Genomic DNA, 26,956 nt, shown 5'->3' on the forward strand with positions numbered 1-26,956 from the left:
CATTAATTTTTGATGAAATGAAGTACCACTCAGTTAAATGGTACTTGTTTTTGTATCATAGCACTATTTTCAACAATACAATTAAGTATTTTTAGTTACTAAATCATAATTAAAGTTTAAAACTACGGAAAACAGGGATGTGTAAATTTTTAGTTCAGTTTAATTTGCACCCATAATAGTATACAAACAAATGTCTAATCCATTTAAGAAAATTACAAATAATGCTGCTAACTCTAGAAACGAAATAAATTCTAAAGGGCAAAAAACAGAAACTTCAGTAGCTTCTCGAAGTTGTGATGCTTGCGGAGCACCACGACCAAAAAACACAAACTTGGTAGTATGTGATTATTGTAGAAAACCTTTTATGGAAGATGTTAAAGATTTTAAAGCAGACGCATAGCATATGGCTACTAAAGAAGAATTAATACAACGTTGGGATTCCTTTTTACAAAAAATAGAAATCCGATTTAACGAATCACTTTCACATGCTGAAGAAGCATGCCATGAGCAATTAGTAGATACAAATTATGAATACGATACTGTAATGCGTGCTTGGGGTGGGATGAAGGCACAGGTATATGCATTAATAGAAAAAATAGATGAGGTATGGCATAATAAAGTAGCGTTAGAAATGGAGTCTATGGGAGATTTTGCCTTTGATGAAGGTAAAAAAGCATACGATTTAAATCACAAATTAACCTATGCCTTAGATGATTTTCAAAGAAAATTAGAAGGAGAACTTTCTCAGAAATTTTATGATCATGCTATTAAAATTGCAAATAAAAAAGCCTCATGCTCACAGTGTAATGCCGATTTAGTGATAGAAAAAGACATTTTTAGAGCGCAATACATTACGTGCAAATTTTGTAATTCGGTAAACACAGTAGAACCTGAAACAAAATTTATAAAAATTGGTTGGGGTATTGTAGATAATATTGCTGCAATAAAAACAGCAAAAGAATATAAGCTTATGAGTGCTGCAGTAGATGCAATTCAAGATCATAGGGGGCAGGCTCCTGAAAGTTATTGGTCTACTTATTTAGATGCGTATACAAGGTATTGGAGTAGTTTCTTTAAAGAACGTATGGGGCTTAATTCAGAATTAGAAGAAAGGTATGAAGCTGATATGGAACGTAAAAAGAAAGAATTTGAAAATTATAAACAAATACAAACACAATAAAAAGTAAAGAATGGAAGCAATAAACGGAGTAACATTTGAAGATTGGGGAGCAGCTAGTGGAAACATAGCAGCAGGAATGTCAGCAGAAGAAGTCTGTAAAATATTGGGTTTAGAACTGCCTGTTTGGCAAAAAACTAACGAAGAGTGGACTAATAAATTAGGAGATTTAATGGCACAAGACATGTCGGTAGCAACAACGTATAGTGGCTTTTTTACCAATCCAAAAGTAGGCAAATTTGCAGGCGCAAGTTCAGATGCGCCCTCTTTAGAAAGTCTATTAGAAAAAGTACCTGATTTTGATACTTTTCAAAAAATATTCTTTCATATGTCTATAGGAGCAGAACATGGAATAGATGGTGTAACCGTATTACAGGATTATGGTTTTAATTTGCAAGAATGGAGTCAGGTTAGTGCACATTATTCTCATAAAAATAGGGAGCTTATGGACCATACGCACCCAGATTATGAGCAACGTTTTAGAGAAATGTCTGCTATTATGGAAAAATGGGAGAAGCACTGGAAAGAGCATTACAAAAATGATGCTGTAGATTTAGGAGGCGATATAGACTTTTAGAAAACCCACATGACCATAACAACAAAATTAAACTTTAAGAGCTATTCTAGTTTAATGACAAAATTATTTTACAAGAAACCTATGGTGATCATCACTATTATTATTGGAGTGTTTTTTGTTGTTATGGGTGTTTTAGTGTTTTTTTTAAAGGATAATGAAGTTGCAATTTCTGACCCCTTTATTATTTTAACTTGTGGTATCATGATTATATTAATGCCTTACGTTTCCATTAAGATTAGATCTAAAAGAGATTTTTTTTTCTAATCAAATGTTACAAGAGCAAATTAGCTATACCTTTATTGATGACAAAATAATAATGAAAGGTGAATCGTTTACAACTGAAATGGAATGGTCCAAAACACGTAAGGTTAAAGAAGTAAAAGATTGGTTTTTAATCTACCAAGCAAACACCTTGTAAATTTAATACCCAAAGAAGCCATTAGAACTGAGTTAAATGCTTTTAAAACACTACTAAAAACCCAAAAAATTAAATAATAGCTTTCTAGATTAATCTAGCATTTTATTCAAATAAAAATAAAGATGAATTTAAAAAACCAAATGCGGTCGGTAATCCAATGGGAGAACCCAAAGCAATATCAATTATTTTATAGGTTTACCGATAGGGGAGACGAACTTAAAAACGCTTCTAAACTGATACTGCAGCCGGGTCAAGGCTGTATATTTACGTATGAGGGTAAAGTAGAAGGCGTTTTTGAAGAAGAAGGAATGCATGATATAAAAACAAGTAATAAGCCTTTTTGGACTACCATTAAAAAGTTTATGAATGCTTTTGAAAGTGAGCATAAAACGGGTATTTGGTTTTACAGAAAGTCAGATATGTTAAATATACGCTGGGGAACAAGAATTCCTATTACTTATAATGATCCTGTATATGCATTTCCAGTAAACCTTAGAGCCTTTGGGAACTATTCTTTACGAATTACACAACCAGAGAATTTTTTTAGAAATGTTCTAGCTGGGCAGTTAGATTATTTTGTAGAACAACTTCAGGAAATCTTTTTATCTCGTATTACACAACCAATTTCTAATTATTTAGCCAATGCAAAATTTTCTTATGCTGAAATAGATAGCCATATAGAAGAGATTGCTACTGAAGCACAAGCTAAAACCATATCTGTTTTTGAAGATTTAGGGTTTAAATTATTAGATTTTAGAATAGAAGGAAGTTCTTTTGATGAAGAAACTAATAAAAGAATTGGCGAAATAAGTGATATGCAGGCAGAGGTTCGCACTGCAAACATTGCGGGAGTAGACTATGCCGAACTTCAAAGGTTAAAAGCGATGCGTGATATGGCGAAGAACGAGGGTATGGCAGGCGCTAGCATGGGTATGTTTGCTGGGATGAATATGAGCAATGCAATGCAGCAACCACAAGCATCACAAAAAGAAACTACACCTGCAGCAATAGATATAAGAGCAAAATTAAAAGAACTTAAAGAGCTTTTTGAAGATGATTTAATTTCTGAAGAAGAATTTAATACAAAAAAACAACAGCTTCTAGACCAAATGTAAAGGGATGAGAAAACGAATAGCGCTAATCATATTAATTGTTTTTGGAATACAATTGGCAATAAGTCAGTCCAATTTTGAACCAAAAGCTAAAACCCAATTAGAAGAATGGTTAACCGCGGCTAAAGAAAAAGCTGAAGTAAATACCTGCGCTATTGCTAACCTTTATAAAAATCATCAACTCGCTATAAAACATGGAAATGATTCTAATTCGCTTTTTCATTACGGACTTAGTTTAACCACCGTTTTACAACTAGGATTAGCTTCCGAAACTGAAAATTCACTTTCAGCTGGAGCTTATCAGATTGTCAATGAAGCAGAGTTTACAAAAAAATGGCTGATTTGTATGTGAGCTATTACCAAAAGTAATTTTATTAATTTCTTATGCGAATCTTTTTCTTTTTACTCATATTTTTAGTGGTACACTTTAGTAACGCTCAAGATTTACCTACTGGTTTTTTTCAAATTGATGAAAACAAACAAGGTGTTTTGGTAAAAGAGTTAGATACAGACGCTAACCTTTACATAAAAAAAGAGTCTATTTTTAGTTTGTTTGATGTTGTGGATATGAATTCCCAACCTATGGATTTTGGAAACCAAAATAGTTTGTTTTTTACCCTTAATGCTACAGGTACAGAAAAGCTTAAAATTTTTACTAAAAACAATACTCCAACTAAGATTGCATTAGTGCTAGATGGTAGAGTAGTCAGCAATGCTGCAGTACATATGCCAATACCTAATGGCATATTCAATATAAGTGGTTTTGATATGGCAACATCTCAAGCAGTACTGAACAAACTAAAAGAGAAAATGGGAAAAAAGCCATTATTCTCTAAAGGGAATTTTACACTCTACACCAATAAAGCAGTGTATGATGATAAAGAACTGTATAACTCAAAAACAGATCATGATAATTTTATAAAAAAAGAATCTATGCCTAATGATGATTGTCCTGTTTTTTATGCATCGTATTACAATCCACTCTCACTAGTTAGTAATTACTTTAGTTATGAATATGGTGAAGCAAGCGAATCTGCTTGTGGAAAAATGGGAAACAGTGTAGGGGTAAAAACAATAAACTATAAAACAGGTGAGGAGATTTCAATTTTACATTTTTTTGACGAGAAAGATGTAATTGAAGCTTTTAAAGAAGATACTTGGGTAAAACGTAGGGCTAAAGAATTTAAAATTGATGTTTCAAGCATAAAGAATAGCAAAAATATGCTTGAATTTTTTAATCCAGATACTGGAATAACTTTTACAGAAACAGGCTTCTGTATCCTCTCTTTTAAAGATGGAAAAGCTAAAATTCGTTTTGTAGGAAAAGAGTATATGGGTTGGAATCACCACAAACATCTTCAATTAGGATTTGAACTTCCTATCAAAAAAGATATGACTGAGTGGTTTTCAAGTACAAAGAATTTTTATTTGGGAGAATTTGAAAATGGATTAGCGAAATAAGGATATGAAAAAAGGAATTATTATAGGACTGTTATTAACCGTATTACAAATGAACGCACAAGATTTTCAAAAAACTGAACTCAAAGGAGTTTGGGAATTGGATTGGATAACCGGTGGTTTTTTTCCACATGATAGTCTTATCTTTAAGAAAACCGAAGCATCTTCGGGACAGTACGTGTTCACTTTTGAAGATGATCATACTTTTACACAGCGCATGTCCAACGAAGATATTGGAGAATGTCCCGTTGGGGCCTTTATTCTAGAAAAAGGTACTTGGAATTATGATGGGGATTATTTGACCCTTAGCTTAAAGGGGGAAAAAATAGCGGATTATACTTTTGACTACGAAATTGTATATCTGCCTAAAAAGGAAGATGGACTTCTGAAATTTGACTTGGTTGAGGTTTCAAAAGATAAAGAAACCAAATAGATGAAGGGGTTATGGCGTATGGTTTTGTCGATATTCGCAGCACTCTTGATGATAGTTTGTTTATTCCTTTTCGCTAAGATTTTAATTAGTGATATAAAGTTTTATAATTTTAAGGATTATGTGGTGCCTCCTGTAATTTCTACGGGTGTTGTTTATGGATTTTTAGTATTTCTCCTGGCAATTTTCTTAAAATCAAAACGGGTACTGGCAACGCTTATCTTTTTGTTGTTCTCTATAGGATATTTTTTTGTGGGATTTCAAATTGCCTTTGATGCTCGCAGCGAATTTGGGGCAACTTGGTTACCTGCCGAAGTATTTTTGGAGTTGTTTGTACATAAAGCAAAAGGCTTTTGGATTTTTGGAGGGAGTTTATGTGTCCATTATCTCAGTTTTCAATTTTTTAAGAGCAAATAAGGATAAACCCCTGAAATAAGGGATGCATTATTCGCGTTATTAACAGAACTTTACCTAGTAATAGTGTTTCAATGGAGTCTAAAATCAAAACAACAAACTCACCCTTATTTAGTTACAGTAAAAGCGCATTTCCCGAGCTTTTCGAACTTTCTGATGCTCAGCTTCAAAACTTAGTAGACTTATACCTCGCCCATGGTAAACAAATGAAAAAAGTACAGATGATTATCTTGGCTTTTGGTGTGCTAGCTTGTCTCCATAATTTTTTGATTTTCACAGATATGTATGGAGGTGATTTCTCCACAGAAAATATAGTTATAGGAATATTGATTCTGTTCTTAATTCCTTGTTTCGCTGTCGTAGGTATTTTGTTAAAAGGTCAGTTTATAATTAGGAATGCAATAAAAAGGGTAGCTTTAAAGTATAACTTATCTAATAAAAAGACTAGAAAAGAATTTAATCAATTTGTGATTGCCACCTATGGTGGTTATGGCGTTTAAAGTTTGTAGATATGTCAATGCACGAAATAGAAGGTATAGTTGAAGATTCTGTCCATTTGGTTGCGAAGCCCAAAATAAAGGCTTCTGTAAAGCGAGATCTTCTGTATAATCTGTACCATTTTCAATACAAGTTTGATACAGGCTATACTCATTTTCGGGTTATAGATATCTTATTAGATTTAAAATTCACCTATCGTATTCCTTTAGAAAAACATCCTGATTACCATAGCCATCCTCTTTTTTTTAAAGAACTGAATATTGAAGAAAACAATTGGCTTCCATCTAAAGTCAGCAAGGGAGATGAATCCGTTTATGCTCAAAAAGAAGAAACAGGAATATTTTTGTATGCTGATGCGGGAAGTAATTTTTGGCAACGTTTATGTGAGCATGAAATCCTCCCAAAGAAAGAACACAATGCTCCAAAACTACTAAAGCCAAGTGCACTTATATTAAAAATGCTTCAAGAAGCAGAACTTCAAAACAACCCATCTTTATTCAGTGATTGGTATGCGCTTTTGGTTAATTTGGTAAGTATTGATTTGGAGGAGGAAGACGGTTTTCCAAAACAATTCAATGATTTTGTACAACAGAAAGATATCAATGCGATACGAGAAATCGGTAAATCGAATCCTCCTTTTAGTGGAAAACGCGATGATACCGCCTCTGGGGAATTAGAAACGCCTATTTTAAAGGAAATCGAAGAGTATGAAAATGATATAGAACGTTTGTATTGCATTAAATGGTTGTTGGATTTCAAATGTGATGAAGCCCAAATAAAAACGGACTATACGAAAGAGATAACCCCCAACCCCAAAAAAGAAGCAAAACTTCAAATTATTCCCAAAGCACTGGAAAACTATTTAGACACTGAAAATTGGAACTTAGTTTGGAGTGCTGAGTACAAATACGGCTATAAATGGTTATATCATCATCAATTAAAAGGAGAAGAAGGGAAGCCTAGTGATGACGATTTGCATACCTATCTTTTTTTAGATGCGGACTATAAAGATTTAAAATTATTGTATCCTAAAATCGGCATTCAACACGGTTTGTTGAATAGATGGCAGGGTAGAAAAGCGATACATACCCCAGAATATATTCATTTTTTTCAGACTTTGATTAGTTATGTTCCAACAAAACATTGGGATACCAACAAAAACTTGCACTATATGGGAGGGTGGAAATTTAGTTTGAAAAATTCTGAAGCAACGCTAAAAAAATACGTGGAAAATATGCTCCTTTACCTTAAAAAATATAGGGCAAAAATAGTTTCCGAATACGAAAAGCCCCTTTTTAACGACTTTCAAATGTCAATAGTAGAAGCGCAAAGCTATTTAAAAAAGAAAGCACAGAAGCATCAGTTTTTTCAGAGTTATATTGAGTTGCGATTAGTGTACGCCATACATTACTTTGAAAAGGGAGATACCAAAAAAGCTTTTGACTTCGCCAAAGAAGCTATGGCTATGACTAGTGAAAAAAAACACCCTATAAAAGAGGAATGGATTGCCTCAGCGCAAAGCGTTTTGGATGGCAAGCCCAAATTAAATGAGTTGTTGAACCTTCAACGCAATTATTTTTAAAATAATATGACAAAAACATACCCAAATAATTAAACTATGGAAAATACCAATACAGCGAACCAAGGTTTGCAATTATTAACTAAGATACCCGAGAATGAAATGAAAACTATAGTGGAAAGCTATTTGGGATATGCTGCCAAATACAAATACCTTAGATATATCATTTTTGGCGTAGTAGCAGTCATTGTAGGCTATAATTTTTTTGTGGCAGGCAAGCGTTTTCCTTTAGATGAATTGAATACAATTAAAATGACCATGGCCTCTATAATGGGTGTTTTTGTAATCACTTTACTTATTTTAGCAGGCATATTATTTAAATCTGTGCGAAAAATAACAAAGTCTTTAAATGAAAGCGCTGATAAATATGGTATTGACAAGAAAGCGCTTAGAAAAGAATTTCATTTGTTCGCAAAGACTAACCTTGGCGGACCTGGATTAAGATAAAAAGATGAAAAAAATAAATACAATACTAGCAATGAGCATTTTAGGACTTTTTTCAGCCTGTAATTTCAATAAATCCGTCAGTACTGATTTGATGACAGGCCTAACCACAAAGGGAGATGGACTTTCGGCAGATAAGGTTTATATTTCTGATGGCACGAACAAATTGAATGATAACACCTTTTTTTATGGTCAAATAGTCTACACGAATTTCAAAAATATTGGTGGCTTTGTTGTAGAAAACGGAAATATTTATCCAGAAATGGAAGTTGCAGTGATATCTAAAGCAGGTGATACGGTACTCCAAAATAAAAACCTTTTAGAGGGGAAGCCAATCAAAGCTGCGTCGGCCGATTTAAATGGTAATATAACGTTGGCTTCCCCAATTCAGTCCAGAGAAACATACTATGTAGAATATAAAGTGTTTGATACCAAAGGCGATGGTGTGTTTTATTCCAAATTGGAATTAGAACTGGAAAAAGACCCCAAAGTAAAATTAATTGAAAACGGACTTTCGGTAAAGGAAGCTTATATTTTTAACCAAGATAACCGTACCATAATCACAGATGGTAAAATCGGTTTTGATGACAATGTATTACTAGATATGCAAGGTTTAAAGGGGTATGCAATGCGCGATGGAAAAGCCAGTTTAGGGATGTCTGTAAAAGTAACGGATGCCAAAGACAAGGTAATTTTAGACTTACCTGATTTGCTGAAAGACCGTGATCTTTCCGAAGCGCAGATAAAACAAGGCTTAGGTTCTACTGTGAAAATAAACAAAGGGGTTTTGACAAATCCGGTTACTTGGCAAGTTGAAATTTGGGATAAAAACGGCGATGCGCGTTTAAACTGTTCTACCCAACTAGAAGTCCAAAAGTAAATTGCTATGAAAAAAATCACTACAGCTATTGTTCAATTTGAAATTCCGGAAGATTTTGAAGTAATCCATCAGTCCAAAATCGGTATTAGGGCAGAGAACCAGAATATTCAATGTAAAGTACAACATCCGCAAATAGAGGCAAGGCTTTTTGAAATCGCTGATCTAAATTCAGAAGATTATAAGGGTGATACTTTAGAACAGAAATGGAAAGATTGGTGTTTGTCTTTGTATTACAAATCCGAAAAAATCAGTTTTGAAGAAACGAAATTCAAAGGGTTTACAACTTTTATAGTTCATTCACATAACGATGCGTCTTGGAATGATGTTCATTTTAAACTCCAGTATTTTCGTGCCGCCATTTTTTTAGATGACCAGTTTTTTCTAGAGGTGAAGACCATCCACGAAAAAATTCCGTCAGATGCATTGGAGGCTTGGGTGTTAGCGTCTTTCGAATCCATTGAAATTATTGGAAATACAGAAACTCGCAATCAAGCTCTAGTACAACATATTGCAGCTATAGACAAAAATTCAAGAGCCAATTTAGAAGCTTTGAAAACAGCAGAGGAGAAAGAGAAGGAGGATAAAAAAAAGGAATTCCGCGATGTTCGGATTCCCGTAGACGGGAAAGAATTTTTCAAGGTGGGCGATTTTGATTTTGAGTTCGTTGCTAAGGAAACCAGAATAAGTATTGGGTCGTTTTCCAGTGACGTACAAGTTCAGTTAAAGGCAAGAACAACTGAAGTGAAAAAAGGTGTCGCCAAAATGCTGTTGGACGATTATCCGGATGATGGATCCGTTTCTCTTACCTTCCAAGCCAAAGGCATACATAAAAATGGAATACCCACGGGGCAGTTGTATTTTGAAGAAGAAAAGACCAATGCGCCTTTATTTCTTCATGCGAAAAGCGAAGGGTTTGATTATAGGCTAGCTTTCAATGGATCGGTCACTTTTGATTCTGGTTGGGTGCTTTTGAAGGGAGAAATGACGAAAAGCTACCATGATAAGACATTTCCTATTGCAGTGGCAAAGAAGTTCAGTGTAGACCATTTAAACTGGCAAGACTACCGATTCACCTCCATGGAAGAAACGGCAACGGCAAACCCCTTGGATGTGTGTTTTTTGCATATTGAAAAACCTGATTTTACCGTGTTGCCTGATGCTATTTTCACTTTTAAAAATTTGAAAAACTTAACAATATCCAACCCAGCGCATTATAAAAAAGAAGAGGAACTCCCTACTTTGCAAATACCAGCAGCCATTGGAACATTAACGCAATTGGATCGTTTACATATCAATGGCATTTTTGTGGAAAAATTTCCCAAAAACCTAGCAAAACTTAAAAATTTAGAGCAATTGTCCCTTAATAATTGTTTAATTAAATCCCTACCAGATGAGATTTGGCAACTTCCTAAATTAAAACATTTGTGGCTATCGGCGAATAAACTCAAGTATATTCCAGAAGAAATCAATTTACCTGAACTTCAAAATATTTGGCTAGATAGGAACCAATTTAAAACCATACCCGAAGCACTTGCGTTACAGCCCAAAATAAAGAAAGTAGATTTAATAGCCAACCCATTAGAACAGTTGCCAAAGGCATTCAACCACATAGAAAAGGTTATGTTGAATATAAGCGATAAGAGACGCTTGTTAGATTTTACATATAAAGGCGCTGATGGTAAAGGGGTAGCAGATTGGGATGATGCTGTTTTTTGGTCTCAGTATGATACGGAATTGGTACCTGAAATCGATTTGGTCATCAAAGACAATACCTTGGCGGAATACCAAACAGCGCTAAAGCCCTTGGTTAAGAAAGCCATCGGGTTTAAACATACAAACGAAGAAGACTATGCTGCCATAGGCAACCATCGTTTTGGCGGTATGCCAGATTTACCCGAGAATATACCATATCCCCGATTTGGTGAGAATTGGCGAGATGATAAGGAAGATTATGTTTATGAGTTCATAGGGCAAATTAATTGTGCTGAAATTGCGCACTTACAAGCATATTTACCTAGAACCGGTACGCTATTTTTCTTTTTGGAAACCATGCATAATATTTATGGGGGTCTCAATAACCCTGGTAAGATTATTTATGTAGATGACAATGCGAACCTCGCTTCGGGCAAGCGTTTCGATTTTACCAACGAGGATTATTTTGAAATGATCGATAATGGATATAAAGGCTTTAAAGTTGGTGCTACGAAAATGAACAGTGCTCCATCATTTTACGCCAGTTATGTAAACAAACACCTCTTTACAGGTGAAAGCGCTAAAATTCAAGAAGATAATAAACTTCTAGATGCGTTATACGATAGTTTTGAAGAACCCCTAAATAAGAAGCGTTCTTTTGAGTATGCAGTAAACGCTCATGGTTTCACACAACATAAAGCTCCTGAATTACAGGCGTCATTGGCTAAAAAAGGAAACCCTGAAGATTGGATCACACTTTTAGTGGTAACATCCGCTGGAGATATGCAATGGGGTGACGCCGGTGATATTTTCTATGTAATACACAAGAGCGATTTGGTAAAAAAAGATTTCAGTAATGTTTTTGTCACTCTAGAGAGTAGTTAAAGTAAGTACAATGAAAGAAATAACAAACAAGCAGTATAATGTTTTGCTAACCTTTTTGGTCGTTCTCTGTATAATAGGATTAAGTTTAGTAATTCTCGCGAGACTAGATTATATTCAAAAAGTTGAAAATAAGAACAACGATAAGGAAGTCAGAAAAAATGCGATCTCTACAATATACACAGATGTAAAGTACGAATATGAACTCTTCAAACTGGCAGCTCCTTATTGGAATACCGAGTTTGCAAAACTAACATTGAACCATACTCGTGATACTGTGCAACATGCTGCTTATACCATGGCAACCTTTTCAGAATATCATAGAAATATTATGGCTACGATAAATGGTATTAAAAAGGACAGGGAGTATCAAAACAGATTTCATAGTAGTGAAGTATTAGAATACTTTCCAGCAGATCTTAATAGAAAGTTACTGTTGGGTACGATACGGATAAAAGAGCAATTTTTTAAGGATGCGGAAAAACTAGATGAAACGTATTATCATATTTTGGACAAAACCAAAAAGACAGATGCTGTAGACCTATCCCATAAAGAGCAGCATTCTCCATTTCGTCGTTATTTTCAATTGCTAGAAGATATCGATAGAACCTACTATGAACTCTTACAGTACCATTATGCTAATAATTTGAGTTTTTTAGGGAATACGTATCCAGAGTTTGTGGTCAGTGCAAAATTTAGACTTTTCTCAACTCAAATAGGAGCTGTTCGCAGTTCATATTATGACTTAAGGGATAGTATTACATCGTTGCGTAAAGACATAAAGGTATTACCTAATGAAAATCCTCTTGACACTACCATTACGTTATATAAAAAATATGAAAACCGTGATAAGACTTTGATAGCGGTGTATACGGATAGAGAGATATATCCTTTCACAGATGAGCAACGAAAACAGTTGCTTGATGCGCTGGATTCCAAAGTTCCCAAAGCCGAGAACGAACTAAAAAGGTATTACTGTGTTGAATCTATTGACGGTACCTATTATGCCACAAATACGGATAAAAAGTTATATCCCCATGTTTTGGAGAGCGACGATAAGGAGATTCTCGAGTTTTATGATGATAATGACTTAGAACAATATTATATTCTAGGAGATTACAATCCGTTTGATGTGTTTTACCCAGATTACCGTAAAAATTTAATTGAACAAAAATGAAAAAAGTATTGATCGGTTGTGGGATTGTCGCAATATTAGGAATAGCATTTTTTGTACTTTGTATTTATCTATTATTCTGGCCAAAGTCAAAGGATGTTTCAGATAAATCTCCGTTTGTAGATATTGTTAATAAAACCCTTACCACGAAAAAAGAGACACAGATTTTGAAACATCCTAGCGATGCTGAATATTTTCACTTAGAAGATGGTACCAGTTATGGGATGAATCCTGATTTACCCATTTCAGAAACGCTTCCTATAGGGACCAAAGTTAGTATTGATAAAGTTAAATTGATTACGGGTAGAGTAAGTGGCACCACAAGCGCCTATTTATATGGAACAGTATATAGTAAAGAAACACAACAAACCTATGATTTTAGGTATTCTTGGGGCGATTATCACACACTTTATCAGGACAAACCACATTGGACTTTTAAACAAGCTTTTTGGCAAGAAGAACCCTTGGAAGGTAAATATTATATAGATGTTCCGTAAAAGCAATTTTAAAAATGTAGTTGTGACAATGACGAGTTGTTAATTAAAGCTTATGGAAAAAATAACATTACCCCATTTTGGAGAGGTGCAAATACCATATAACGAAGAAGGGTTTACACCATTTAAATATAATTATGCCATTGGTAAACTCGCTTATGGAGACTTTGTTTTTCAAGATAAACCCAGAAGGTTAGATGTAAATTTTACCGAGTTGACTGATTTTAATATCAACCTAGTAACCAAAGCCTTAAATGAGTTAGATGTAATATTCTCTAAAGCCAATACTATTGTAACAAACGATTTTAATGCACGTTTGAATGCAACGGAAAATGAAAAGAGTGGGTATAAAAAGAGAGAAACTGCGTATGATTATATAAAATCTTGGATGCTTTGGCATTTAAGTAAAACAAGATGGTATTCAGATGATAGCGATAGTCTTGTACCAAAACCTTTTACCAAAGAAACACCTGAATTACTATTGAAAAAATTAGATATTGTGAATGTCGTGTTTAACGCTTTACATGACTCTGAGGCTTTTATAGTAGTATATTTTGCTTTTGGTTGGAGTTGGGATTTAGGCTACAGAGATGATATGTTGGTGTTGCATTTAAATCAAGACTACAAATTCCAGAAAATAACGATGACGGGCAACCCACAATAGCATACCATGGAGAAAATAGCCCTACCATATTTTGGTGAAATTGAATTAGAATATTTCGATGATGAACATACACCATATCGGTACGACTATGCTATTGTAGAACTATACGGTGATGACTTCAGGTATAAAGGAATGTCCATGGACCTTGATGTGAATTTTACCGACCTAAGTGAAACGAATCTTGCTATGGTAACTGATGCGTTAGATAATTTGGATACACTCGTAACAAAAGCAGAACAGTTGGTAGAGAAAGACTTTAACACGGGCAATACGGTTAAAGATTACATTCAGGAGTGGGTAGACTATCATTTAAAGGAAGAACCTTTTAAAGGGCTAGTGCCCGAACCTTTTGATGAGAGTACACCAAAACTGTTATTGGGCAAGCTAAAAATTGTAAGAATAGGTTTTTATGCCTTAGCAGAATCAGAAGCTTTTATAGTCATGGATTTTGCTTTTGCTTATGACATAGATAGTGGCTATCGTGACACTATGGTGGTGCTAAAATTAGATCCCTCTTATAAATTAATAACAATAACGACAGAGGGATAATAGATGAATACGGTAACAGTTATAAACACAATAATATAGTTTAACCCTATAAAAAGTAGCATTGAAAAGATGACTTTAGAAAATCAAATTTTAGATGTTGTTATCCAGGACCATAAAGAACGTACTGTTTTAGGAGCTACTCCTTTTGGTGATATTTTCTTTAAAGAAGCCAGTGGGTACGGGCAGGAAAGATTTTTTGTTTGCCAAATACTCCCACCGGTTCGCTCCAAAGATAACCCCGCCCCTAAAGGATTGTTTGCATTTGAGGTGCTACAAGTGGCCTTGACCGAAAGAGAATTCAAAGGTTTTGTGAAAACAGGAATTAGTGGTTTATCTAAGCTTCTTGGTTCTCAAAAATTTCAAGAGCGTTATGAAAGTATTGTTTTAAGATACGAGCTTAAAGCTATTTTAGAAAAGCGTTTGGGTACCTTGGGTAAGGATGAGGTCTATGGCTATTGTGATGATGACGATTACAATAGTACCAATCCACATGCCGAAAAAGTAAAAAGGGAAACCTATTTAAAGGAAGTACTGTCTTATGCAAAGCAATACCCTAGGCCATATTATACAGATATTTATGACTTAGCGCGGCATGATACGGGCAATGACTATATCCTTAAAGAATATTTAGGCTACGGATTTGCCATTCCAGAAGAGTTGTATGATAAAATCCAACTAAAGGCATTGGCTATATACAAGCAATCCGTGAAAGATTTGACGCCCAAAAAACTCCTGAGATTCAGAAACCTCAATGCGCTCGCCTTAGATAATGTAGGGGAGCTATCACAAGATATTTTGAATGTAATTCATGAAATACCCTACTTGGTAGAATTAAGTCTTACGAATACGGATAAGTATATAGACAGAAAAAGTTTTAGCCAAATACCGGCTCATTTAGATACCTTAAAAAGCTTGCATTACTTTAGTTTTGTTGGGAATGCTTTGTCAGATTGGTCGGAAGTTGTGACCCTAAAAAACCTTAGAAAGCTTGACTTATCCGATTGCGGATTAACGTCAATTTCAGAAGATATTGCAGCGCTAACCTTACTAGAGGAATTGAATTTAAGTAATAATAAAATTCAGCATCTGCCAGAGGGAATATTACAATTAAAAAAATTAAAAGTATTAAGATTAAACGGAAATCAATTAGTAGAAATCCCTAAATGGATTGGCCAATTGAACAACCTTCAACTAATAGACCTTACACAAGCAGAATTAACCGCCTTGCCGGCTGAAATCGTTACGTTACCGAGGCTTGAAGAACTCCAGATAAAAAAGAATCCCTTTACATCTTTGCCGAAAGAATTTATAAAACTTCCCAAGAAAACCGTAAAAATAGAAATGCGGAATGAAGCCTTATATAATGCTAAAACCAAAGCTAAATTAGATACCTACCCTAAGGGCAATGTAAAGTTTGATAACGATTTTAATTTCAAATTAATGGTTATCAACCAATTGATGTATATAGATAAAGTACTGCTGCCAAGATTTGATGTTTGGGGCTTCGCAAAAACCTATAAAAAACGAAAAATTGATATTGAAGCAGAAGGTTATGCAATTATTCCTGAAGTAATTTTGTATTTTAAAGACTTAGAAATACCTATGGATTTGCTATTGGATATCAAAGAATTAAAACCAGATGGAGGAGATGAAGTGTACAGGCAAATAATTCCTTTTTGGGATGGTGAGGATAACCAATTTGATGTAACATCTATTGAAGATGTAAAGCACCTTCCTAATCTAAAAGCAACTAATAGTATGAATTTTTCTAAAGCATTAATTAAAGAATTACGTGCCAAAAAAATTAAAGTGGCCAATTACTAAGCGTATGATACTCATAGAACAAAACATAAAACCAGAAGCCTTACTTCGTTTTTTTGAAAAGAATTATCCAGAGAAAAAATGGTTTTATATCGATTTGTATTCGGATGAAGAAACTACACATCATTTAAGAAGTAATAGTATGGGTTTTTATACCGTTGCTACAGATGTAAAAAGTTATCCTATAGAAATCAGTTTTACAGAAACAGATGAAGACATCATCAAGGAATATCAAATTAAAATAGCACAAGCATTAGCTAAAAAACATCAAATGAAAACGGTGATTGATTTTACGCATCCCGAAAAACCTGATGACCCATTTTACAGTCTTTTATTTGATCATGATGATTGTTTTTTGGTAGATGATAGTGAATGGGAAGATAAAGAAATCTTTACACTTTTAGAATCTTGGGAATTAGAATAAAAACTTACTGAAAACGGTGAGTAAATAACTTAGCAATTTATAAGGCTAAGAACAATTATAACAATGATACAAATAAATATAAAATGATAAACAAATTTTTGTTAACTAGTATAGTACTTTTTGTCACCGTTTTAATGTCTTTTAAGGATACTCCAGAGAACAAAACAGAAGTAGTAACTAATGAAATTGCCATAGATTCTGTTTCTAAAGAAATTGAGGAGCCTAAAGAAGAACATAAAATAAAAACTACATCATATACTTTAAAAAAAGTTACTGATTGGCGAAATGAAAATGATTCTAATTACCATATATATACAACCGAAAAAGGAAGTAATGTGATAACATATTATAGCAAGGGTAATTATGGGGTGCTTGAAAACTATAACGAAGAAGATACTAACCTAAGCCGTTATGCATTATTTTCAAAGCCTTTAAAGCTAGGAGAAGAGTTAAAAATTAGTATGAAAGATACTCTGTATACCGTTAAAACAGAAATATTAGAAATGGACTTTTCAAGTATTAATATGCTTTTAGATCATCATTTTATTATTGATTTACAAGGTGATCCAAGCTATCAAGAATATCTTATTGTTAATGTTGCCCAACAAACCATGTCTAGTTTTGGTACTATGGGCGAATTTAAGGTTTCCGCAGATGAAAAGTTTTTAATTGGTTTTATAGATTCTGAAGTAGCTACTGATGTAGCTTCGGTTTGTCCTGAACTGGAAGGCAAATGCTGTTACGTTGTCACGGAAGAAGTTAAGTACAATTTAGATACTGGTGAAGAAACAAAAACGGGAAAATTAGGTTGTGGTTTTGTACAATAGAAATCAGAATAACGCAAGAGTTAAGGGGAGAATGACTTAGTATTTTATTTAAAAAATATGACGATGCTACAGAAAACCATAAAATATGCCACCGATTGTCACCAAAAAGTAAACCATACATATGACGATAAACCTTATACTTTTCATCTAAATATGGTGTATGAAGTTGCCCAAAAGTATAGCTATCTTATCCCTAAAGAAGATTTGGAAAATGTGTATTGTGCTTGTTGGGTACATGATATTATAGAAGATGCTAGAGAAACTTATAATGATGTTTTAAAAAATACCAATAAAACAATAGCAGAACTTGCTTATGCCTTAACCAATGAAAAAGGAAAAACCAGAGCAGCGCGTGCAAATGACAAATATTACCAAGGTATTCAGGAAACACCCAATGCTGCTTTTGTGAAATTATGCGATAGAATGGCCAATATAACCTATTCTAAAGAACAAGGGTCTTCCATGCTGGCAAAGTATAAAAATGAGCATGAAGCATTTATTAAAAAACTATATCAGCCAGAACTTCAAGATATGATAACAGATATAGAAACCTTATTGAAGTAGCTAATTTAGTAAAACCTAATACCAAACATATTTTGAATAGTAATGAAAACAATTCTGCTTTAAAAAACGTTACCCTACAGGAAACTTGTAATGGTATGTCTTGCGAGTTTGCAATAACTGAATTAGAGGATAACCATTTAAATGATATTTTATCTATCACGTTTTCGGGTACCTATAGAGAAGGTTCTGAAGGTAAAACAGAATTGGGTTATTTGTTAGGAAACGTAATGCTAGCAGTTGAAGTCTGGAACCCGTTTAAAATCCTAATTGATATCAGAAATGTAACATATACTTGGGGAGACGATATGCTTAGATTGTTTAGCGAGCCAGAACATATACAAAAGGTTGTGGTGCTAAGTAATAAAAACAAACACGCTATTGCTACACTATTGGATGTTACGGAAGACAATGATGCTATTATAGATCATATTTTTTTCTTTGACAATTTTGATGAAGCTTTTGAAGCATTGAAAAAAAAGGAAATAAAAAAATGGGATGCTAATTTACAGCAATGGATATAAGATTTTTGTATCACCTAAATATTTGATGTACTTAATTTTCCCCTGAAAACAGTGTACCTATAACCTTATCGATGCCTTAATTTTGAAACATATAGCAGTTTAAACTAAAAAAATGTCACATACCAAAGCACAACTTATCGGAGAAATATACAAAGCCTTTGAAGCAGTTACTCTTGATGATGGCATAGGGCTTTGGGAAGGTTGGGCTCTAGACGAAAGACTCCAAGATGGGAAAGAATACCAACGTTTAAAGGCTAAAGATGAGCGAGATGATTGGCGCAAGATTCCTGTACTTAGATTATACGAATGTAGTAGTTCCATCTCTTTCCACGATGCTAAAGGCATGCGTTTTCATTTGCCCATATATCTTCTTTTTGCGTTAGATGTTTTTATGGATGAAGAAGATAAACTTAATGAGAATAAAGACTTTAATCTATCACCTCCCGAGGTTCGATTTGCCCTTATGAATAATTTGGAATCGGACTATTCCAAAAAACGATTTTCATTACTCAATACCAAACAAGCAACATGCGTAGTACATTTTTTAGAATTTGTTATGGAAGAAACAATATACTATTCGGAAAAACTAAATGCAAAACAACAAAGTAGATTTGAAGAGAATCGTAAAAAAATGGAAGATGCCATAGCATTTTGGAAGGTGAAGGCTTTACTACAATAAAAAAGATAACTATGATGACAAAAGAGCAAGTAGCTGCGGTTTTAAAAGATAAAAAGAAGTTAAGTTTTAAAGCAGAAACTTTTAGTGGTTTTTCAAAACCATACCAAATCTTAGGGAGGCTTATTATTGCTCATCTCCCTAAATACAGAGATACTACACCAGTTGTTAGCTATTACAAACAAGCTTTTAAAGATCTAAAACAAAACCCTTGGGACACTAAGGAAGGTTTGCAATTGGCAGCATTACTTTATGGAACATTGCGAGCGCCTTATATAGCTAAAATATGGTCGCTTCTCATGCAATTACCATATCAATCAGGGTACAATAGGCGTCCATTTCGGATGGCCATCATTAGCAAGCATATTAGTGGAGCTATCAATACCTTAAGATCCTTATGTAACACCAGTACACTTGGCTTTGCGGACTGTTCTTTTAGTGAGCAAGCACAGCTAACAGGTTACTATAAAAATATGGGGAATGCCTATATATTAGCAGTGGTTTTGCAGGAAGGTAATACAGCATTATTACAAACTATTACAGCTATTATTCAAGGCGAAGATGAGCTAGGTGCTGTATCTAGAGATATTATTAAAGCCTTATTATTAACAGATAAAAAGGAAAACTGGCAATTGGTAGAGAGCCTATTATTGGCAGCACAACGCCAAGAAGGATTACGCCAAACAATCCTTGAAACTTTAGACGAAACTAATATTGGTGCGCTTCGTTATCTAATAAATACTATTTTAGAGCACGATCTTATACGCTTTAGTAGCGTAGTTAGGGCAGTAGATACTTGGTTTGGTTTTGGGTGGAATGCCCCTAAAAAAGCTGCAATCAAGCGCACTTTACAATTGGCGGCCGAGTTTATGGACGCTCCTGAAAAAGTTGATGAAGCTTTGAAAAGCAAAGATCACCTAGAAAGTTATGTGGCATTATGGTCAATAGGACTCAAAAATGTCTCTTTGGCAAATACAAAGGCCTTCGATTTGGTGTTTGATGAAAATACCAACAAAGAAAAAAAGCTACTTTGTTTGTTTTTTATCTATGAAACGGTTCGCACCAAACACGAATTGACGCCTTATATGAAAGAACATTGGGGTAAAGATATAGAGTTAGATTATTGGATGCTCTTGAACGCTCCAACTATTGATTGGACTACCGATTTCTTTGAAAAAGTTAAAGCTACTGCTGATAGCCTACCCACAGAAGGGAAATGGTTTGGAGGTACCGTTTTTGAATGGAAAAAATATGAAATTACACCCTTCTATTTCTACAACTACCTTATTAATTATGCAAAGGAAGAACAAATGATGCTATTAGCGCAAGATTTGTCTAAGTTACCAAACCAAGCGCGCGAATCTTTTATGCGCAAGATTTTCCCAAAGCATTATACCTATTCTCTTTCTTGGAATTATCGTCAAACACATGGGCAAGAAATTCCTAGATTACATTTTGAAAAAAATGCATGGCAACGAGTGTTATTACAACAAGCTGTAAAAGACCGTAACGGATCTGTTATGGCTACAGGATTGCGAGGTTTTGAGTATATGGATCTAGAAGAGGAAGAACTTGGGCTTTTAGAAGATTTACTATCTAGAAAAGGCAAAGATCTTAGAAAGCATACTATAGAACTCCTGATAAAACAACCAGAAACTAAATTAAAAACAAGCACCATTAACCTGGTAAGCTCCAAAAAAGTAGAACAACGCTTGGCAGGTTTAGAAATTTTAAGCGTTTTAGGCGAAGAAAAAAGATATCCTGATTTTGTAGCAACCCAAGTAAAAAACTATCAAGAGCGTAAAACTCTCAATAAAAATGAAGAAGTTTATCTAGCAAAATTTTCTAAAGAGCAAACCAGTGAATATAACTTTGCTAATGGTTTTGGAGTCATTAATTATAATGCTATGAGTCCATTAATAACTCCTGAATCTAAATTTAAAGAAAAAAAAGGATTGCTAGATTTTATGAAATCAAAGTCTAGACTCCGCATAACTGATATTGTTGATGAAAAGAAAACAGTTACAGAAATCAATAAATTAATAGCGCTATTTGAAGAAAACCGAAATTACGAATACCAGTATGAGGGCTATCAAGGAGCTACGGAAACCACTTTATTAGGAACAGACGTTATCTCAAAAACCAGAAACCGAAAAACCTTTACCAAAGAAGAGTATTTAAATGATTTGCCTTTAGCAGAAGTTTGGAAAGCATGGTATGCTCAAAGTACTTTAAATGATTTTGAAATATTTTATACTTTATTTTATTTAAATGCTTATCTGGACCCATTTGCTCGTTGTAGAGAAATGGCAGATTTTGTAAAATCGTATTATCCAGCTTTAGACGGTTTGCATATAGATAAAACAGGAAATTATCATAGTATTAATAGAAAAGTAGGTACGATCTTATCTGCTATACATCAAGTTCATAAAGATGAGATGACACTTATTAATTTTAAGGTAGATGTATTTGAAGATATGATTGCCAATTGCCCAAACGAGTTTAAAACAAGAGCATTAAAAAAGCCGCAATATCATTATGGAGCAGATACTTTGTGGACACATATATTAAACCAAGCAGGTTTTCTTATTTCAAATCAGGAGTTTGATTATTTATTAGAAAATAACGAAACAAAGGCAAAACACTATTATAATTTACAGGTTTATGTATTTGCACAATTTCTAGGTTTTCCTAAAAAAGTAATCAATTTTGATGCGATTACAGAAGCAAAAAATAGCGAGGAACAAATACAAACACCAAATATTCATTTTTTATTAAAACTGTATCAAAAAGGACTAGTTCCTGATGAAAATGTTGTTTTTCAGGCTTTGTATCAAAAAGATTTGTTTCGTTTGCTAGATGGTGGTATTAATTATTATACCAAACCCTATAAAGATTTTGCACCCTCCATTGCATCAGTACAACAGTTAAAAGAAAACATGCTTAAAGTAGAGGTGGAGCGCGGCGATTTACCTACTGAAGCCTCTGAGTATATCAGTAGTTTTGTAAAAGTTGAAGGGGTTAACTATGTTTTTGAAATCTTGGAACGGCTTGGTAAAGAAAACCTAGACAGAGGTTACAGTTACCATCAAGATAGTAAAAAAGTGAATTTTAGTACTATTTTGAGTATCAGTGTTCCATCCGAAACAGATACATATGAACACTTTGAAGCAGGAATAAAAGCAGCAAAAATCACTAAAAAGCGTCTAATAGAAGTTGCTTGTTACGCCACCCAATGGGCAGAATGGATTGGTAAATATTTACAAATAGATGATTTAGAGAATGCCATTTGGTGGTTTCATGCCCATGCCTCGGATTATATGAGTGCACAAAAAGAAACGCTAATTGCGCGGTATTCTAATATTGATAAAAACGATTTTGCAAAAGGAGCAATAGATATCGATTGGTTTAATAGCGTATATAGCAGTTTAGGAAAAGCAAATTGGAAATTATTGCATGATGGTGCAAAATACATTTCGCATGGTAATGGCCACAGACAAGTAAAGCTCTATTCTAGTGTAATGCTTGGCGAAGTTAAAATTACTGGCACCCTAAAAAAAATAAAAGAGAAACGAGATAAAGATTATCTAAGAGCCTTGGGTCTTATTCCTTTAAGTAAAACCAATGCAGAAAAGGACTTATTAAATCGGTATAATTTAATTCAAAATTTCCTTAAAGAAAGCAAACAGTTTGGAGCCCAACGACAAGAAAGTGAGAAAAAAGCATCAGAAATTGCTTTAGACAATCTCTCCAGAAACGCTGGTTTTGAAGATAGCATTCGTTTTAGTTGGGCAATGGAAGGGAAGGCAACAGCTAAAATTATGGAAAATGATACTGTAGTTTTTGATGATGTTACTGTAAAACTAGTCGTAGATGATCATGGTAAGGCAGATATTAAGGTTCATAAAGGTGATAAAATCCAAAAAACCATTCCTGCTAAATACAAAAAAGACAAACAAATCCAGACCTTAAAAGAAGGAAAAAGCTATTTGTCTAAACAATACTCTAGAACCAGACTTTCTTTAGAAAATGCCATGATACGTGGAGATGTTTTTACCAAGGAAGAATTATCTAAAATTATGGGGCATCCGGTAGTAAAAGCTATGTTAGGGAAGTTGGTGTTTTTTAATCCAAAAACTAAAGTAGCTGGATTTTATCATGATGGTTTTTTAATAGATACTGATAAAAAACAACATACCATAAAAGCTACAGATAGTTTAGTAATAGCTCACGCATCACAATTGTACGAAAGTGTACAATGGGATTTGTATCAAAAATATCTTTTTGAAAATCGGATTACCCAACCTTTTAAACAGGTGTTTAGAGAGTTGTATGTCATTACAAAAGATGAGCGCGAACGAAGTTTTAGATCTGAACGTTACCAAGGACATCAAATTCAACCCAAAAAAACAGTTGCTTTATTGCGCAGTAGAGGTTGGACTGTAAACCGTGATGAAGGATTGCAAAAAGTATATCATAAGCAAGGTTTTATGGCAACTATGTATGCCATGGCAGATTGGTTTTCACCAGCAGATGTGGAAGCACCAACCTTAGAATATGTTTGTTTTCATTCACTAAAAGACTACAAGCCTTTACCTATGACGGAGATTCCTCCAGTATTGTTCAGTGAAGTAATGCGTGATGTAGATTTGGTAGTGAGTGTTGCTCATGTAGGTGGGGTAGACCCAGAGGCGAGTCATAGTACCATGGAAATGCGTGGTGTTTTAGCAAGAGAATCCGCTCGTTTGTTTAAGTTAGATAATGTTGAGGTAAAAGAACGCCACCTTATTATTAAAGGCAAGTTAGGCGAATACAGTATTCATTTGGGAAGTGCTAATGTTAGTAAGAAAGGTTTAGCACTTAATATTATTGCCATACAAAGCCAGCACAGAGGGCGCATGTTTTTACCTTTTGTTGATGATGACCCCAAAACGGCAGAATTAATTTCTAAAATGAAATTATTAGCAGAAGACCATAAAATTCAAGACCCAACAATTTTAGCACAGATTCATAAAGGTTAAAATGAAAAATACAATTGTAATATTAGTTATGACATTGTTTTTTAATTTCGGAAATCTGGTACTTGGGCAGCAAGTAGATCTAGATTCACTTGAATATACAACAGCAAAAGTTAAACTAATAGAAGTACATCACACGGGTTGCCATATTCCTATTTTGAGTTATACTTTTCAAGTGCTAAAGCATATGTCTGGCCCACGGGTTAAAAAAGGTACTGTTGTTAACAGTATGTTGCTTAGAGGTCATGCAAATGGAGATGCCACAAAGATAGCTGATGAACTGTATTATGGGAAGGTTAACAATAAAGAGGCTAGTAATGAATTAGTCATCAACTTTAGCTATAACCCAAATCCGAAAAAGAAATCTGAAAACTTGATTTTAGGCTGTTCTAATCCAATTAATTATTTAGATTATGGTATGTCATATATCAGATGGGCGGTGAGGGAGCAGCGCAAAAGTGATATGTTTAGTCTGGATTTTTTTATGCAAGAACGGTATCATAAAAAATTTCATCTTATGACCGAGCGTGAAGGGAAATTCCTTTTTGAATATAATGAAAAGAAAATGCTAGCTTTTAAAATGTATAATGAATGGAAGTTAGCAGAAATTAAAGAAAATGAATAGCAAATGAAAGATTTTTGGTTAGTAACAAAAAGCCCAAAAGAAATTGTTGAAGCATTTATAAAGCCCGAAAATCCAAAAGCTACACTTTGGGATATTTTTACAGATTACGCATTGATATTTCTTGAAAGTGAACCAGCAGATTCCAATGCAACTTGGCTAGCAGATAAAGATCGTATGATAGATAAAATTGTAAACTCAGATTTAGCAGGGATAGTCTTATCCAGAAAAGGGATAGAAGATTTATGTTGTGCAATAGAAGAATTCACATATTCAGAAGAAGAGCAAATCATTGATGATTTAGATACAAATTTGATCCCCGTTGCAAAGAAAATAGCAAAAGAATATCTATTGCCCCAAAAACAAACTGATGCAACGATCCACAAGTTTTTAGACGATTTAGAAGATCGTTTAGAAAAAAGTAATAAAAAGCATATTGTAGAAACCGATAAAGATAATCTTCGGAAGATGATGCTTGATTCGCCAGATTATTCTCCTGAAAAGAAACAAGAAATGCTTAAAAATTTAGAAAAAATGTGGGAAACAAACCCAGATGTAGAAGGTATTACCGAAGAGAATTTTGATGATGATTTTGGTGAAGAAAAAGACTATGAACCTGAAGCATATGTGTGGCCAGAAATTAGTTTAGCACATTCCCAATCTTTTTATGGTTTTAATGATGCAGGGAACTTATCGTATGAAGAACAGGAAACACTGGCAGCGCAAAAATATGATGTTTTTGTAAGTGAAATTACAGAGTTGCTTGGTAAAGAACCAAACAAAGATTTAATTCCAGTAGCGCTACAACTATCAAATGATGATTGGGATGCTTTTGAAAATTTAGCTACCCAAAACCCATTAATATATGAGTTTGAAAACAAATTTATAGTATGGAATGATGCAAATAGGGTCTTGTTTTTATCGCTTAGAAAAGAAGATAAAGAATTGCCTTATGAAATTATTTTAGGGGGCATCACGTTAAAAGAGTATCAGGAAATTTTGAAAACATATAATACCTTAACCCAATAAATATGGTAGCTAAAAAACTTGTTTTTAATATATTCATAAGCTTGCTCTTTGTTTCTTGTCTTGTAAAAGCTCAAGAGTCTTCAGTATTGGACAAGTCTTCTTTATGTGGTGATTTGTTAGAAATCTATGCGAAAAAGCCAGAAGGACTTGAATTTATGTCCTGCGAAGTGATAACGGATAGTCAAACTTTGGTAAAGGCAACCTACCGCGTTTCAGGGAAAAATGCGAAGAAAGTGGAAGATTTTTTAGTGCTAAATTACAATATGGGCACGTTGAAATGGGTGTGCTGCGGTTGGGAAAGTGGAGGCAAACTAGGTGGTTTTGAAAATGAAGAACTCAAGGCAATAGACCCTTATTTGACCGGAATTGTTACGATGGGTGCTTCCGGGGAAATTCTTGATGCCAAAGAACCAACCGGCGTACGATTGGAATTTGATAGGAATAAAATCAAGTATTTTACCGTTACGGTAAGCTTAGCTATTGTTTAAATACGAAAATTATGAAACAACTCACCATACAGCTAAAGCGTTTAGGCAAGAAGAAAGTAAAAACATTTGATGTTGCATTAGATGCTAGACCCAACAATCTAAAACAACTGATAGAAGCTTGCGTGCGTCATGAAGTAAAGAAGTATAACAAAAAGCGTGAAGGTGTTACAGTACTTTCGTTTTTGAACGCTGCAGAAATTCAAGAACAGAGTGAAACAGGTAAAATAGATTTTGGCGATTTAACCAATAAAACCTTGGCTTTAGAAGAAACTGCTATTGAAAATGCCTTACTAGCTCATAAAGACGGACTTTATCTTGTTTTTATAGATGATGAAGAAATAACCGATTTAGAGCATCCCTTTAAATTAACGGAAGAAAGTATCGTTAGCTTTATTCGGATGACTTTTTTATCAGGAGCATATTGGTGATTTCCCTATTTACAGGGATAATAATAGCAGTATTAGCGTTTAATTTTATACAATTAAATTAAATAAATGCATCAGTTAAAATTATAAATGTAAGAC

At 34.1% G+C, this 26,956-nt stretch carries 30 protein-coding genes; all 30 read left to right on the plus strand.

Going from position 1 to position 26,956, the window contains the following annotated elements:
- Positions 1-190 precede the first annotated feature (190 nt).
- The 30 genes from ACZ451_RS09440 to ACZ451_RS09585 all read left to right on the plus strand — a co-directional run bounded on the left by ACZ451_RS09440 (position 191) and on the right by ACZ451_RS09585 (position 26,860).
- Positions 191-400: a hypothetical protein gene (locus ACZ451_RS09440; RefSeq protein WP_464216865.1), complete on the plus strand. Its 210-nt coding sequence runs from the start codon at positions 191-193 to the stop codon at positions 398-400.
- A 3-nt stretch (positions 401-403) separates the two neighbouring features.
- Positions 404-1,180, plus strand: coding sequence for a hypothetical protein (locus tag ACZ451_RS09445; RefSeq protein WP_464216866.1), 777 nt, complete (start codon positions 404-406; stop codon positions 1,178-1,180).
- Positions 1,181-1,190: 10 nt separating this feature from the next.
- A complete protein-coding gene (locus ACZ451_RS09450; RefSeq protein ID WP_464216867.1) occupies positions 1,191-1,754 on the plus strand; it encodes a DUF6620 family protein in 564 nt (187 codons plus the stop codon).
- 9 nt (positions 1,755-1,763) lie between these two features.
- Entirely contained in the window at positions 1,764-2,018 is a 255-nt protein-coding gene (locus ACZ451_RS09455) for a hypothetical protein (RefSeq protein ID WP_464216868.1), read from the plus strand.
- A 4-nt stretch (positions 2,019-2,022) separates the two neighbouring features.
- Positions 2,023-2,172 (plus strand): YcxB family protein, encoded by a 150-nt coding sequence (locus ACZ451_RS09460; protein ID WP_464216869.1) that lies wholly within the window; start codon positions 2,023-2,025, stop codon positions 2,170-2,172.
- 122 nt (positions 2,173-2,294) lie between these two features.
- Positions 2,295-3,287 carry an SPFH domain-containing protein gene (locus ACZ451_RS09465; protein ID WP_464216870.1) on the plus strand — a complete coding sequence of 331 codons (993 nt, stop codon included), beginning with the start codon at positions 2,295-2,297 and terminating at the stop codon, positions 3,285-3,287.
- 4 nt (positions 3,288-3,291) lie between these two features.
- Entirely contained in the window at positions 3,292-3,636 is a 345-nt protein-coding gene (locus ACZ451_RS09470; protein WP_464216871.1) for a hypothetical protein, read from the plus strand.
- Between the two features lie 32 nt (positions 3,637-3,668).
- On the plus strand, positions 3,669-4,745 hold the full coding sequence (locus ACZ451_RS09475; protein WP_464216872.1) for a SecDF P1 head subdomain-containing protein: 1,077 nt from the start codon (positions 3,669-3,671) through the stop codon (positions 4,743-4,745).
- Between the two features lie 49 nt (positions 4,746-4,794).
- Positions 4,795-5,175 carry a lipocalin-like domain-containing protein gene (locus ACZ451_RS09480; protein ID WP_464216873.1) on the plus strand — a complete coding sequence of 127 codons (381 nt, stop codon included), beginning with the start codon at positions 4,795-4,797 and terminating at the stop codon, positions 5,173-5,175.
- The gene (locus tag ACZ451_RS09485) at positions 5,176-5,589 is read left to right on the plus strand and encodes a hypothetical protein (protein WP_464216874.1); all 414 of its coding nucleotides are present in this window, start codon (positions 5,176-5,178) and stop codon (positions 5,587-5,589) included.
- Between the two features lie 71 nt (positions 5,590-5,660).
- The gene (locus ACZ451_RS09490; protein ID WP_464216875.1) at positions 5,661-6,086 is read left to right on the plus strand and encodes a hypothetical protein; all 426 of its coding nucleotides are present in this window, start codon (positions 5,661-5,663) and stop codon (positions 6,084-6,086) included.
- Between the two features lie 11 nt (positions 6,087-6,097).
- Entirely contained in the window at positions 6,098-7,666 is a 1,569-nt protein-coding gene (locus tag ACZ451_RS09495) for a hypothetical protein (protein WP_464216876.1), read from the plus strand.
- Positions 7,667-7,702: 36 nt separating this feature from the next.
- Entirely contained in the window at positions 7,703-8,110 is a 408-nt protein-coding gene (locus ACZ451_RS09500; RefSeq protein WP_464216877.1) for a hypothetical protein, read from the plus strand.
- Positions 8,111-8,114: 4 nt separating this feature from the next.
- Complete coding sequence (locus ACZ451_RS09505) at positions 8,115-8,987, plus strand: hypothetical protein (protein WP_464216878.1); 873 nt, start codon at positions 8,115-8,117, stop codon at positions 8,985-8,987.
- A gap of 6 nt (positions 8,988-8,993) precedes the next feature.
- Positions 8,994-11,564 carry a DUF1963 domain-containing protein gene (locus ACZ451_RS09510; RefSeq protein WP_464216880.1) on the plus strand — a complete coding sequence of 857 codons (2,571 nt, stop codon included), beginning with the start codon at positions 8,994-8,996 and terminating at the stop codon, positions 11,562-11,564.
- 55 nt (positions 11,565-11,619) lie between these two features.
- Positions 11,620-12,738, plus strand: a complete 1,119-nt coding sequence (locus ACZ451_RS09515; RefSeq protein WP_464211777.1) for a hypothetical protein — start codon at positions 11,620-11,622, stop codon at positions 12,736-12,738.
- Entirely contained in the window at positions 12,735-13,232 is a 498-nt protein-coding gene (locus ACZ451_RS09520) for a hypothetical protein (protein WP_464211780.1), read from the plus strand. The genes ACZ451_RS09515 and ACZ451_RS09520 overlap by 4 nt, the downstream gene beginning before the upstream one ends.
- A gap of 52 nt (positions 13,233-13,284) precedes the next feature.
- Positions 13,285-13,893: a hypothetical protein gene (locus tag ACZ451_RS09525; RefSeq protein WP_464211782.1), complete on the plus strand. Its 609-nt coding sequence runs from the start codon at positions 13,285-13,287 to the stop codon at positions 13,891-13,893.
- A 6-nt stretch (positions 13,894-13,899) separates the two neighbouring features.
- Positions 13,900-14,442: a hypothetical protein gene (locus ACZ451_RS09530; protein ID WP_464211784.1), complete on the plus strand. Its 543-nt coding sequence runs from the start codon at positions 13,900-13,902 to the stop codon at positions 14,440-14,442.
- Positions 14,443-14,511: 69 nt separating this feature from the next.
- The gene (locus tag ACZ451_RS09535) at positions 14,512-16,266 is read left to right on the plus strand and encodes a leucine-rich repeat domain-containing protein (RefSeq protein ID WP_464211786.1); all 1,755 of its coding nucleotides are present in this window, start codon (positions 14,512-14,514) and stop codon (positions 16,264-16,266) included.
- A 4-nt stretch (positions 16,267-16,270) separates the two neighbouring features.
- Positions 16,271-16,687 (plus strand): hypothetical protein, encoded by a 417-nt coding sequence (locus ACZ451_RS09540; protein WP_464211788.1) that lies wholly within the window; start codon positions 16,271-16,273, stop codon positions 16,685-16,687.
- Positions 16,688-16,770: 83 nt separating this feature from the next.
- A complete protein-coding gene (locus ACZ451_RS09545; protein WP_464211790.1) occupies positions 16,771-17,514 on the plus strand; it encodes a hypothetical protein in 744 nt (247 codons plus the stop codon).
- A 63-nt stretch (positions 17,515-17,577) separates the two neighbouring features.
- Positions 17,578-18,078, plus strand: coding sequence for an HD domain-containing protein (locus tag ACZ451_RS09550; RefSeq protein WP_464211792.1), 501 nt, complete (start codon positions 17,578-17,580; stop codon positions 18,076-18,078).
- Between the two features lie 32 nt (positions 18,079-18,110).
- The gene (locus ACZ451_RS09555; protein WP_464211794.1) at positions 18,111-18,599 is read left to right on the plus strand and encodes a hypothetical protein; all 489 of its coding nucleotides are present in this window, start codon (positions 18,111-18,113) and stop codon (positions 18,597-18,599) included.
- 112 nt (positions 18,600-18,711) lie between these two features.
- Positions 18,712-19,278, plus strand: a complete 567-nt coding sequence (locus tag ACZ451_RS09560) for a DUF6714 family protein (protein WP_464211796.1) — start codon at positions 18,712-18,714, stop codon at positions 19,276-19,278.
- Between the two features lie 11 nt (positions 19,279-19,289).
- Positions 19,290-24,296 carry a DUF5724 domain-containing protein gene (locus tag ACZ451_RS09565; RefSeq protein WP_464211798.1) on the plus strand — a complete coding sequence of 1,669 codons (5,007 nt, stop codon included), beginning with the start codon at positions 19,290-19,292 and terminating at the stop codon, positions 24,294-24,296.
- Between the two features lies 1 nt (position 24,297).
- Complete coding sequence (locus tag ACZ451_RS09570) at positions 24,298-24,918, plus strand: hypothetical protein (protein WP_464211800.1); 621 nt, start codon at positions 24,298-24,300, stop codon at positions 24,916-24,918.
- A gap of 3 nt (positions 24,919-24,921) precedes the next feature.
- Positions 24,922-25,944: a hypothetical protein gene (locus tag ACZ451_RS09575; protein ID WP_464211802.1), complete on the plus strand. Its 1,023-nt coding sequence runs from the start codon at positions 24,922-24,924 to the stop codon at positions 25,942-25,944.
- Between the two features lie 2 nt (positions 25,945-25,946).
- Positions 25,947-26,432 (plus strand): DUF4952 domain-containing protein, encoded by a 486-nt coding sequence (locus ACZ451_RS09580; RefSeq protein WP_464211804.1) that lies wholly within the window; start codon positions 25,947-25,949, stop codon positions 26,430-26,432.
- A gap of 11 nt (positions 26,433-26,443) precedes the next feature.
- Positions 26,444-26,860: a hypothetical protein gene (locus ACZ451_RS09585; protein ID WP_464211806.1), complete on the plus strand. Its 417-nt coding sequence runs from the start codon at positions 26,444-26,446 to the stop codon at positions 26,858-26,860.
- Positions 26,861-26,956 lie beyond the last annotated feature (96 nt).

It is taken from the genome of Allocellulophaga tsushimaensis (genome assembly GCF_055383085.1).